Genomic DNA, 12,056 nt, shown 5'->3' with positions numbered 1-12,056 from the left:
AATCAAATGTAAATGAATTAAATGTAAATGAATAAAATGAAGGATGCGGGAGTAGAAGCACAATGGATTATGCTAGAAAAATTAGTCATAAGATTAGGATGTATGGCGAATTAGTTATGTTTTCACATACGTTATTCTCCTTGCCTTTTGCAATTATATCTATGGTGTGGGCAGCAGAAGGCTTGCCGTCTGGTCATGTCATGCTGTGGTCACTGATTGCACTTGTTGCTGCAAGAAATGGAGCAAATGCATTTAATCGTATTGTAGATCGTGTGTTTGATGGACAAAATCCACGAACCGCTCATCGCCATTTGCCAAGGCACCTGCTAGAGTCAAAAGAGGTTATGGTTTTTGTCATTATAAACTATGGAATTTTCATTTTTGCAGCAGGAATGCTCAATATGTTGTGTCTGGTGTTATCACCTGTTGCAATATTTTTAATCTCTTCATATTCCTACACAAAGCGATTTACGTACATGAGTCACCTGTATTTAGGTTTTACGATTGCTTCCGCACCGATAGGTGCATGGTTTGCAGTTACAGGGGCATTTGCATTTACACCCTTTATATTAGGGACGATTGTAATGTTGTGGATTGCTGGATTTGATATTATTTATGGCTCTCAAGATATTGAGTTCGATAAGAACCACCAGCTATGGTCGATTCCGAGTGTGTTTGGTCTTAAAAATGGATTGCGTATTGCAGCAGGGCTACATTTTATAATGGTTTTATTGCTGATCACGCTAATTCCGATTCGTGGGTTAGGCTGGATTTATATCGGAGGATTATTGATTGCAGTGGTATTGTTATTAACCGAGCATCATATAATTAAGCCTTCTAATCGTAAAATTATGAATGTAGCTTCTTATAATTTGAATCAGGTGATTAGTATGGTTATTTTATGTGCAACATTGTTAGACTATTTCATATAGTGGGGGGCTACGATCCAGAGCGTTCTTGCGATTGTGTTAAAATCATATTCCTTTATATTAGAGTCTATTTATGGATGGAATTTGATTTTAAGAGACAATCTTCAGAATCGCTCTGTCTCTTCGCTAGTTTGGGTTAGCAGTCTCTCTGTACTCCGCTTGAATTTGTTATAGTCACCAACTTATGTAATGAAACAAAAAAACGACGAAGTGCTGATCAGTGTAGGTGCCCTCAAGTTGCCTTTGATCAATGCTTTGTCGTTTTTTAAATTATAACTAGTAATCTCGTCCACTGAAATAATCCAATAATGTTCTTAGATCACGATGGGCGGGATAGTCTGCTAGTTGCTCAATGATATTCTGTGCTTCAGTTAAATATTGTTTGCTTAGTGCCTCTGTTTGAGCTAGTGCATCACTATTTGAAATCGCTTCAATCGCGAGTTGCACGTCTTCCGAAGAGGAAGCTGCATCAATAGAAGTAATTAATGCCGCACAAGCCTTGTCTTGAAGTGCAAACAAAACAGGTAAAGTGACTTGTCCAGACTTCAGATCATTACCCGCAGGTTTACCTAAAGTATTTGAGGTCTGAATAAAGTCCAATAAGTCATCGCGAATTTGAAAAGACATCCCTAGCTTTTCGCCAAATTGATACAGTAATGTGTAAACCTCTTCGGGTGCTTTTGCTGCCCTTGCTCCAATTTGTAGACACGAAGCCATTAATCCAGCTGTTTTATTTTTCGTCTTTTCTAAGTATTGCTCAATTGTAATACTATAATCATATTTATGGGTGAGCTGTTGGTACTCGCCTAGACATAATTGGGTCGTTACAAGTGAGGATAAATCATAAGCATAACGCTCTTGATTAGCAGAATACTGCGATACCAGTTCCATTACACGTGCAGACATATAGTTACCTAAATAAATCGCACGCTCAATACCAAGCTGAATATGTAGAGCTGGTTGACCTCTACGTAGTGGAGAATCGTCAATAATGTCATCGTGAATTAACGAGGCAGCATGAATAAATTCCGCAATTGCAGCAAGTTGCCAAATTTGTTTCTTATCTGGAGAGGGCCCAAATCTACTACCTACAACAACCATCAAAGGGCGGATCCGCTTACCACCCGCGTTTACAAGCTTTAAAATACTTTTGGATAATAAATCGGAGTTAGATAAATGCTTGTCATGTTTTATAATGTTCTCAATTTCACGATCAATTGACCTTAATGGAATATTCAGCGTCTCGTTAAGCTTCATGGGAAAAATCTCCTTCAGGCCAAGTCTTAATTAGGATTAGATTACATTGCTAATTTTGCCATCACTACATTTAAGCTCAAGAAATGCCTCCAATCCATTTAGCAACAAATGATTATTATAAAAACCATTAAACCTGTCAATTTGCATTTGTTTAACGATTGGTGCTAAATGAATAAAAAGGTCATGTTCTTCAAACCGCAAACATAATTCAATATATAAGCTATATAGGTAGTCGCCATCTAATATTTTGCGAATTAGTGCTTCACTGGAGGAAGCATTGGTTTCGCTATGACGGTGAGAGGCGAACGTAATGACAATATAAATAGCAAGCAAATGCTTCTGACGTAAAGATGATAAATTATAACTTAATAATAAGCTTGCTGCTGGTAATACATCTAATTGTTCATCATCCAAATGAATGCCGGTATCAGGCGAAATCTCATGTTGTACAAGCTGAACAGCATCGAATATTAGATTCGTATTCATTGGGGTCACTCCTCGGCAAGCAGGTAAATAAAGATCAAAGTTAAAAATGAGAGTAATGTGCGTGATGCACATTACTCTCTTGTTAAAAGTATTTACATACTCCATCTAAAACTATTCGGTGTATAGATACCATCTACGAACAAACGGAAGCATCTTCCATTGTTTCTTAAGCCAAGGTAACACATAGTAGTCAAGACCAAATGCACTACCTGAACCACCGATAAGTGCAACACCAGCAGCCATATACCATAACATTTCAGTAGATGCCATGCTAGAAGACCAGATCATAATACCAAGTCCAACGGTAACCGCAGAAGATACAGCGGTGAACAAGCCAACAATTAGCATTGCACCAATTGCGATTTCAGCAAATACCATGAAGAATTGGAAAATAGATGCTAGATCTGTATAACCACCATTTGAAGTATAGAAGAAGATATCCATAAACCAGTTAACCATGCTCTTAATGAAATCAGGTACTGGTAATGCAGTTACAGCGTGAGAAGCACTTTCTACTGCGGAAGCAGCAGTTTGAGCATCTACAGTTTCAGTTACTGCCTTAGAAGCTTCACTTGCAGCTGATACAGCATCGCTAGCATGTGGTGAAGCAGGGATTAAGAAAATGTTAGAAGGGTTATCAAGAATTTTTGGCAATTTATCCAATCCTTCTTTCAACCACTTGTAACCAACAAAAATACGTAATGGAAGCAACCAGAAGTTAGGTGAACGTTTTGCAAAATGGCCACCAACAAAGCTTCTTCTGTTGTTCACATGGAAAAATTCATGCATCATATAAGTCCATACTTTAGCAAAGCCCGCTACAGTGAACAAGTAATACATATTGATAAGGTGTTTACTAAACATAGCCATAAATCCGCTAAGCATAAACATTTTGTTAGGAAGACCTACGTTAGCTACACCATAACGGCTACCGATACATACCATCGTGCCATGGAATCCTGGTTTATAGGATTTTTTAGGTTTACCTTTAACGTCTGCATAAATATTGTGTGCAATTAATGGACCAGATTGCTCAGCATTTTCAACCATTTGCGGAACTGGACGTTCTTCGCCTTCTGGAATATAGAAAATGTTGTCCCCTACAACGTATACATCCTCATGATCAACACTTTGCAGTTTGTCATTTGTTAAGATACGTTTACGTCCTTGTTGTTGTACATCCAGTGTACCAATAAGATCCGAGCCTTCTACACCAGCAGTCCATACGATCGTATTTGCATCTAGCTCTTTATCACCCAGCACTACACTGGAAGCATTAACACCAGTAATTTTTGCACTTGTAATAATTTCAACGTTCATTTTGTTCAAACGTTTTGTTGCTTTTTGGATTAGCTTATCAGGCAGGATTGGCAAAATTTTTGGTGCCATATCTGCAACAACCAAACGAACTTCACTTGGATCGATGAAAAATTCTTTACACAATTCATCACGATATTCTGCCATTTCACCTATCAATTCAACACCAGTGAATCCAGCACCTACAACAACAAATGTTAACATTTGTTTGCGTTTTACTGCATCAGTTTCCTTAGCAGCTAAGCTAAACATTAAACGAGTTTGGTCTTTAAGACGTACTGCATCCTCATAAGACCAGAAGGACAAAGCATTTTCTTCCGCACCTGGAATACCAAAGAAGGTAGGCTTGCTACCACTACCAATTACAAGGTAATCATAACTGTAGGTATTTTTTTCAGATACCAGTTTTTTGGATGCAAAATCAATGTTGTCGATGTGATCTAACACTACATCCACTTTTTGACCTTGGAAAATCTTTTTAAGCTCAATTTTGATTGAATCCTCTGGAGTACGATTAGCCGCAACTTCATGTAATTCAGTCAACAACGTATGATAAGGGTTTTTATCAATTAATGTGATTTCAACATCCTTATCCTTTTTGAACAATTTGGCTAGGTGTTTAGAAGTAACAACACCACCATATCCGCCGCCTAAAACGACTATTTTCTTCAAAAAATTCACCTTCTTAAATTGGATAGATTCATGCATGTGATGAAAGGTATATTATCGGCAATTTACATGATTTTTTTTCATAGTAAATCATGTAAACTGCCTAATTATGAACTGAATAATAATTATTTTGCTTGCTCTAGAGCTTTAGCAGCAAGATCGTAGTAGCTCTTCAAGCTGATAGAAACACCAGAGATAGCATCTGTTTTACCTTCGTCATTGAATGTCAATGCTGCAGGATCTTGTTTTTCAACGATAAATTCTTCAGCTTTAGCAGCTTGCTCGTGCCATTCGGATTGAGCGCCACCAGCTTTCATACCGTATTTACCATCGATAGAGTTTTGTTTTTTGTCTTCGCCTTTTTCATTAATACCACTGAAATCAACATTTACGATTTTACCAGCAGCAATTACGATGTCAGCAGTTTCTTTCCATCCAGATTTAGGATCAAAGGAATCTCCTTCTGCATGGTAGTTACCATCTTTGTATGGACCAACTTGGATTGGACCAGCAGCAAGTGCATCACTAGCTAGTGTGAAAAATTCGTTAACGTGAATAGAAACACCAGAGATAGCATCTGTTTTACCTTCGTTGTTTAATTCCAATTTAGTATCTTGTTTTTCAACTAAATATGCTTCAACTTTAGCCGCTTGCTCGTGCCATTCAGCTTGAGCGCCGCCAGCTTTCATACCATATTGACCTTTTTCGGAATAAGTAACTTTGTCAACAGGAACAGTAGAGTTAGTTGCGTTCCATTTAGCTTCTGTAATTTTACCGCCACTTACTTTTAGCTCTACAAAATAACGCCAGCCAGTTTTTTCATCTGCTTTACCTTGAGCGAAATAAGTACCATCAGCATAAGTACCATCTTTAGCACCACTGTTTGCTGGAGTTTCAACCTTAGTTTCTGTGTTTGCTGGTTTTTGTTCAGCATTTTTATCTTTGGAACCACAACCTGCTAAAAGACCTAACGCTAATACACTGCTTAAAATGATAGCTGTTTTTTTCATTAGTAATGACCTCCACGTTTCTTTAGTAAAATTTTTGAAAAATATATATTAAAATGCAAACCATTTTAATAACGAAAATAATAATAAAAAAATAATAAACTAGAGCATCCGTTGGCATTCTAGCATATAAACGAAGTAGATTATGTGAAATTAATCACTTGACCTGTGACATAATTATCTTTTAAAGATGAATACAAAAAAATAATAACATTCATAAGTCAAAATGAAAAGGATTATTTTTTAAATATTTATTTTGTGATGATCTTTTTTTATTATATCATACACTTATCTATCGTGGTGTTTTAATTTTTAATTGTTTGTGTCTTGTTTTAATTTATTTTTATATTTAAGCTATAAACGCAGATGTTGTCGTAATCTTTTATGTTTGTTGCCATTTAGCACACTTACACCATAGATGAAGCAAAAAACAACTTCTCCTAGTAAAATAGCAGCGAGTGCATCATAAATAACATGTTGCTTGATAAATAAAGTAGATAAAATGATAGTTATTGATATGATTGTAAAAGTAGATTTAGTTCTATTAGATATGTTTTTAGATAACCAAGCTCCACGCATAACAAGATAAGAGTGTAGGCAATGAATGCTAGGAAAGCAGTTGAACGGTGGATCATTGCGATAAATGGTTTGTAAAAGCTGCTCCGTCCAATTTGTAACAAAAATTACAGGGCGAATAACGGTAGTCTGGAAGTTATAATAAATGATATAACAAAAAATAAGAGAAATATTCATGGAAATGAGGATTTTAAAATACATGCTACGATCCTTTAGACATAAAAATGCCATTGCAATAAAAATATATGGATACCAGCCAAGATAAGGAATACTCATGGAAGGAATGAGAGGAATCACTTGGTCTATTGGTGACAGGAGTGCTTTCGCGTGCCCACTATCACTATTTAATAGATTATAAAAAACGCTCATAAACGCGATAGAGCTGAGGCAACTCAGTGAAAGCAAATAGTTTTTATTCAAAAGCCTTTTCATTACATAGCACTCCTTTAACATTTAGCATGAAGCAAGCAATAAATCCACTGGAGATTTACGTTATTGCCTAACCTGCTGGCGCATCTATCATAGCAATTAAAGTTCAAGAAGTGAATATACGAACAAGCAGTCAAAGCAAAAGGCCAAAATATAGAGGGAGCGTTCACATGAATTTTGGAATTATGTTTTTTATGAATTTAGGCATGTTAATTACGGTCGCATATGTGGCTAATGTTATCCATAAGTATATTTTTGCGAATACCACAAAAGAAGTAAATTATGTGTTATCCATCGTATTAATTATTTTTGCAGGCTGGGTAAGTATGTTTTTTGGTTTTCAAATTGGAGAAACCGTGATTTTTGATTTGCGTTTTATTCCGCTACTTATTGCAACCGTTATTTATCGGAATCCACTGACGCTCGTTGTAATTGGATGTGGAATCGGATTGCTACGGTTGACCTTTGGCTTGAATCCAGCTTCAGTTGCAGGCATGATCAATTTAATATTGCTAGGGATTTTGTGTGCAGGGCTTAACATTTGGATGCAAAAAAGCACCTACAGACTTTATGTTAAGGCGTTTATTGTCATTTTAGTTGTTAACGTAACAAACTGTATCAACATCGCAATTTTTGGTGTATATCCTCTTATGTTTTACGTGACTAAAATAATGCCTATCACACTTCCAATCTGTATTGCGCTTAGTTGTATTTTTGCCTTGATATTACGTGACTTCCAACTAGAGCAGCGCCATAAGCTGGCATTGAAGGAAGCGAACCAATTACTTATAAAACAAAAGGACGATCTTCACCAGGTGAAGCTTAATTTACAGGAGAGAGCAGAGCAGCTTGCATTAGCTTCAAAATATAAAACGGAATTTTTAGCGAATATGTCTCATGAGCTTAGGACACCCTTAAATGGCATCATTAACTTTGCACAATTGATCACTGAGTCTGAGGACAGTAACGCGGACTCCAAGCAATATGGCTCCTTTATTTATCGCTCAGGGCAAGATTTGTTACAGCTAATTAACGATATTCTCGACTTATCTAAAGTAGAAGCGGGTAGACTTGAAATCCTTCATGAGGAAGTCAGTGTTCATGAATTTCCGGATTTGATGCAAGTACAGTTTCAGCATATTGCCAATGAAAAAAATATTGAGTTTCAAATCAAAGTGGATCCAACAGTTCCAAATGTCGTGTATTCAGATGCCAATCGAATTGGTCAAATTTTAAGAAACTTATTAGCGAATGCCTTTAAATTTACGAGTGAGGGTGTAGTAAGCCTAAGTATTGAAATGGAAAAGGACGTTAAGGAAAGTATTAATGGAAGCATTGTCAGCAACGTTAATAATAAAGCGGTGAACTGGATTATATTCCATGTGATTGATTCGGGAATTGGTGTGCCTGAGGATAAAAGAACACTTATTTTTGAGCCCTTCCAGCAAGCAGATGGCTCCATTAGCCGTAGATTTGGAGGAACAGGCTTAGGACTACCTATAAGCTGTAATTTAGCTAGACTTTTAGGTGGATGCATACGATATTGTAACCGTAGCGAGGGAGGAAGTGTTTTTTCCTTTTACTTGCCTGCTTATACGACACCTCAAGGCGATAAATTATAAAAGTTTGGCGGTTTTCCTATGACAGATTGTGGTACAATACATCTTAATTCATTGTTTAATTTGAAAGGTGGTCACTGTGAATGTCAAAGCAAGTCATTTCAACTGCTTCAGCACCGGGTGCAATTGGACCTTATTCTCAGGCAATTCTTATTAATAACTTGGTTTACACATCAGGACAATTAGGTCTTGATCCAGTAACAGGTGAACTACCTGAAGGTGTAGAGGCTCAAGCGGCTCAGTCACTTCGTAATGTAGAGGCAGTTTTAGCTGCCGCGGGGACAGGTCTAGAGCATGTCGTTAAAACGACAGTTTTTTTAAAGGATATGAATGATTTCACTAAAGTGAATGAAGTATATGGTACCTTTTTTACACAACCTTATCCCGCAAGAAGTGCAGTAGAGGTGGCTCGCTTGCCTAAGGATGCATTGGTTGAAATTGAAGTTATTGCGCTTAAACCGTAAGCAATGCTTGAATGAGCCATAAGCTGGGGTCGACCTGCATATACAGGTCGCTCCGGTTTTTTTGTTTTATAAATCCAAACTTTAGCGTAACTTGGTTTTATCTGGTTGGATTTTCGTATAAAATAGTATAGATATGCACATAAGGAAACAAAGAATTAACATGACGGGAGATCATCATGAATCAGCGTCTTTATGGAATTTGGCTGGGTGAAGTGCTATTCTGCTTTTCCGGCGAAACTTCAGAATCAAAAATAGATACTTGGACGGCACAGGTAAGAAAAATTAGTTTGGATACTGGAGTACGTCCATTTCAGCCTGCATTGCTTCGCTTAGCAGAGGTTCGTTATCCCGTTAAGCATGTAAGTCGTAAAACGGTTAATAACGAGCGTAAAGGGTTACTTGGGCGCACACTAGAGGGGCTCGCCTTATCTGCTTTGGATACGTGGAATCTGTTGCTGCATTGGGACGAAAGCAAGGTTCAGACTTTTGGCTTTGAATGTGGAGAGGAATTCAATTATTGGAGCAATGCACTTAAGTTTGCGCTTAAATTACTTGAGCAGGGGCAAATTGTACCTATGGCTTATGAAGCTACTCAGATCGGTGGTCGAAGACGTGGTACCCAGCCAGTGATGAGCGCCAGCTTTGGCCCTTATTTAGGAAATGAGCATGATGAGGAACTATTTCGTAGTCTTGCAGCGGCGATGCCTCCAATTGGGCTTGCTGCTTCTCATCATTTAAAAATACAGGACGACTCCATTGAAATGATGCAGATGGTAGTATTACATTCCTTCCTTAGTACAATGATAGATTTTAAAGTGCGGCAGTCCATTAATTCGCTTGGGCCGAAGCTTAAACGGAGTAAAGCCGATTATCGTCGAGGATATTCACCCATACATGAGTTATGGTGGAATCATCTTTTAGGTACCCAAGCGCTGCAATTTCAAGGTACGACCCAAGAAGTAGAACAGTTAATTCAAGACACAGCTAGGGTTGGTAATCACATCCTGCATAAAGAAAGGGCAGAGCTGAAGGAAACGGAGCAAGTGGGGACAATTCGTTTATGCCTTCGGTTAGAACCCTATCAAGTCCAAACAGATTTGCCACTTGAGGTGGTTCAGTCTAATCCTAAGTGGCAGATTAGCTTTTTAGCTGAAGGTGTAGAGGACCCAGCTGTCTCCATTCCAGCCGATGTCATTTGGAGCTTAAATGAGCAAAATCCGAGCTTGCGGGGGCGAGTTTATCACCATATTCAGCAAAATCTATTGCTTCGATTAGGCAAGGCAGCTACAATTTGCCCTGAAATCAAAGCGTTATTATTATCGCCAAGACCTGTTGGGGGGATTTTAGAGGCAAAGGAAGTATTCCATTTCTTGAGCCAATCCGCAGCATTGCTACACAAAAATGGTGTAACCTTGCAGATGCCATCTAGCTGGTCTAAAGAAGGACGAAAAACAGCGTCAATAAAAGTAAAGGCGGACCATTGGGCAGATGGCAATAAAACAGGAGATAAGCCTTTATTTGGTGTGGAGCAATTAGTTTCATTTCAGGCAGATATCATGCTGGATGGTGAGGTTCTCACAGTTCAGGAGCTTATGGAGTTATCCGCTTCAAAATCTCCACTCGTTTTTTTTAGAGGAAGATGGATTGAAATTAATTTGAAGGAAATTAAACAGGTTCTTAAATTTATGAAACGACATGAACAGCAGGGAACGATGTCATTTAGGGAGCTTATGCATTTGACAGCCTCAGAGGATGAGGCGCGAATGTTGGATGGCATCTATGTCGAGGATATTGACTCTGGCCAATTGCTGTCTCAATTTATTATAAATAAAGAGCAGATGGAGGATTGTGGTTGGAAGGTGCCTAGCGCCTTGCAGGGTACGCTAAGACCTTACCAGGAGCGTGGCTTTCAGTGGTTATCTGTCATGCGAAGATTCCAGTTTGGTGCGTTGCTAGCAGATGATATGGGGCTTGGTAAAACGATTCAGGTTATTACTGTCCTGTTGGACAACATTAAGGCATCCGAGTTATGTGCGCTTATTGTATGCCCTACTTCTTTAATTGGAAACTGGGAGCGGGAGCTAGAACGTTTTGCACCACAGCTTAAATTGTATATCCATCATGGTAGTGACCGATTGCATGGGGATGATTTTATAAGAATGCAGGAGCAATATGACGTGGTGTTAACGACCTATCAATTAGTGGGTAGAGATGCCAAGGAGCTTCAAGCTGTACAATGGGATACGGTTGTGCTTGATGAAGCGCAATATATTAAAAACTATCGCACAAAACAAGCGCAAAGTGTTATGAAGCTTCATGCCAACCATCGGATTGCTATGACAGGTACACCAGTAGAAAATCGCCTGAGTGAGTTATGGTCCATTTTTCAATTTTTGAACCCAGGTTATTTAGGCTCTCATGCTTTCTTTAAGGCACGTTATGGAAATAGTGATCAACCTGACCAACTCACTGTATTACGTACATTAATTGCACCATTTTTGTTGCGAAGATTAAAAAGTGATCCACTTATTCGTAAGGATTTACCTGAAAAAATTGAGTTGAAGTCATATTGTACGTTGACACAAGAGCAGGTCCAGCAGTATGAGCAGGTGACGTCAAGGCTGTTATCACAGCTTGGGGACCGAACAGGGATTGCTCGTAAAGGATTGGTGTTATCCTCCTTGACCCAGCTCAAGCAAATATGCAACTATCCAATCCAAACCCAAGATTACACGGGGAAGGATGTTCTGGAACGTTCAGGAAAGCTATTAAGATTAGCTGAGCTACTTGATTTAATTATGGATAATAGTGAAGCAACATTAATTTTTACGCAATATGTGCAGATGGGCCACATGTTGCAGGAGCATTTAGCATCAAGATACAGCACAACTCCTTTTTTCCTACATGGTGGTGTCACCAAGGCTGAAAGAGATAAAATGGTAACTCAATTTCAGGAAGGTCAAGGTTCTCCAATTTTTATTTTGTCGCTTAAAGCAGGTGGGGTTGGTTTGAATTTGACGAGAGCTAATCATGTAATCCATTATGATCGCTGGTGGAACCCTGCTGTCGAAAATCAAGCGACAGATCGTGTCTTTCGCATTGGTCAACAAAAAAATGTAGAGGTGCATAAATTAATTAGTTTAGGAACGTTGGAAGAAAAAATAGACGAGCTTATCGAGGCTAAGCGTTCTTTATCTGAGCAGGTGGTTGGCTCTGGAGAACAATGGATCACAGAGATGAGTAACGATGAGTTAACTAAGCTCATTACACTTGGAGCAGGGAACATGGGAGGAGGGATGTAAC

At 38.5% G+C, this 12,056-nt stretch carries 9 protein-coding genes; 4 read left to right on the top strand and 5 right to left on the bottom strand.

Translation table 11 applies throughout. The annotated features are described in order from the left end of the window. Window positions 1–62 precede the first annotated feature (62 nt). Window positions 63–932 (top strand): UbiA-like polyprenyltransferase, encoded by an 870-nt coding sequence (locus ABE099_RS13330; protein WP_430031456.1) that lies wholly within the window; start codon window positions 63–65, stop codon window positions 930–932. Between the two features lie 273 nt (window positions 933–1,205). Here the strand turns inward: ABE099_RS13330 and ABE099_RS13325 are convergent, their stop codons facing one another. The 5 genes from ABE099_RS13325 to ABE099_RS13305 form a co-directional block, all read right to left on the bottom strand. After that, window positions 1,206–2,186, bottom strand: coding sequence for a polyprenyl synthetase family protein (locus ABE099_RS13325; protein ID WP_430031453.1), 981 nt, complete (start codon window positions 2,184–2,186; stop codon window positions 1,206–1,208). A gap of 36 nt (window positions 2,187–2,222) precedes the next feature. Beyond that, window positions 2,223–2,672: a hypothetical protein gene (locus ABE099_RS13320; RefSeq protein ID WP_430031451.1), complete on the bottom strand. Its 450-nt coding sequence runs from the start codon at window positions 2,670–2,672 to the stop codon at window positions 2,223–2,225. A gap of 111 nt (window positions 2,673–2,783) precedes the next feature. Further along, window positions 2,784–4,661 (bottom strand): NAD(P)/FAD-dependent oxidoreductase, encoded by a 1,878-nt coding sequence (locus ABE099_RS13315; protein ID WP_430031448.1) that lies wholly within the window; start codon window positions 4,659–4,661, stop codon window positions 2,784–2,786. Between the two features lie 122 nt (window positions 4,662–4,783). Then, window positions 4,784–5,668: an FMN-binding protein gene (locus ABE099_RS13310; protein WP_430031445.1), complete on the bottom strand. Its 885-nt coding sequence runs from the start codon at window positions 5,666–5,668 to the stop codon at window positions 4,784–4,786. A gap of 351 nt (window positions 5,669–6,019) precedes the next feature. Beyond that, a complete protein-coding gene (locus ABE099_RS13305; RefSeq protein WP_430031441.1) occupies window positions 6,020–6,673 on the bottom strand; it encodes a phosphatase PAP2 family protein in 654 nt (217 codons plus the stop codon). A gap of 167 nt (window positions 6,674–6,840) precedes the next feature. Here ABE099_RS13305 and ABE099_RS13300 point away from each other — a divergent pair, with 167 nt between their 5' ends. From ABE099_RS13300 to ABE099_RS13290, 3 genes are all read left to right on the top strand, one after another. Next, entirely contained in the window at window positions 6,841–8,292 is a 1,452-nt protein-coding gene (locus tag ABE099_RS13300; protein WP_430031438.1) for an ATP-binding protein, read from the top strand. An 80-nt stretch (window positions 8,293–8,372) separates the two neighbouring features. Further along, entirely contained in the window at window positions 8,373–8,753 is a 381-nt protein-coding gene (locus ABE099_RS13295; protein ID WP_430031435.1) for a RidA family protein, read from the top strand. 176 nt (window positions 8,754–8,929) lie between these two features. After that, window positions 8,930–12,055, top strand: coding sequence for a DEAD/DEAH box helicase (locus ABE099_RS13290; RefSeq protein WP_430031433.1), 3,126 nt, complete (start codon window positions 8,930–8,932; stop codon window positions 12,053–12,055). Window position 12,056: the final 1 nt, after the last annotated feature.

Source organism: Paenibacillus turicensis, from assembly GCF_050461185.1.
Classification (GTDB): Bacteria; Bacillota; Bacilli; order Paenibacillales; family Paenibacillaceae; genus Fontibacillus; species Fontibacillus turicensis_A.
Note: the sequence above shows the minus strand (reverse complement) of the source record. Positions and strands in the feature narration are given on the sequence as shown.

Excerpts from the sequence above, each read along its gene's own strand:
- ABE099_RS13330 (WP_430031456.1), top strand. The coding sequence starts at position 63 with ATGGATTATGCTAGAAAAATTAGTCATAAGATTAGGATGTATGGCGAA.
- ABE099_RS13325 (WP_430031453.1), bottom strand. The coding sequence starts at position 2,186 with ATGAAGCTTAACGAGACGCTGAATATTCCATTAAGGTCAATTGATCGT.
- ABE099_RS13320 (WP_430031451.1), bottom strand. The coding sequence starts at position 2,672 with ATGAATACGAATCTAATATTCGATGCTGTTCAGCTTGTACAACATGAG.
- ABE099_RS13310 (WP_430031445.1), bottom strand. The coding sequence starts at position 5,668 with ATGAAAAAAACAGCTATCATTTTAAGCAGTGTATTAGCGTTAGGTCTT.
- ABE099_RS13305 (WP_430031441.1), bottom strand. The coding sequence starts at position 6,673 with ATGAAAAGGCTTTTGAATAAAAACTATTTGCTTTCACTGAGTTGCCTC.
- ABE099_RS13300 (WP_430031438.1), top strand. The coding sequence starts at position 6,841 with ATGAATTTTGGAATTATGTTTTTTATGAATTTAGGCATGTTAATTACG.
- ABE099_RS13295 (WP_430031435.1), top strand. The coding sequence starts at position 8,373 with ATGTCAAAGCAAGTCATTTCAACTGCTTCAGCACCGGGTGCAATTGGA.
- ABE099_RS13290 (WP_430031433.1), top strand. The coding sequence starts at position 8,930 with ATGAATCAGCGTCTTTATGGAATTTGGCTGGGTGAAGTGCTATTCTGC.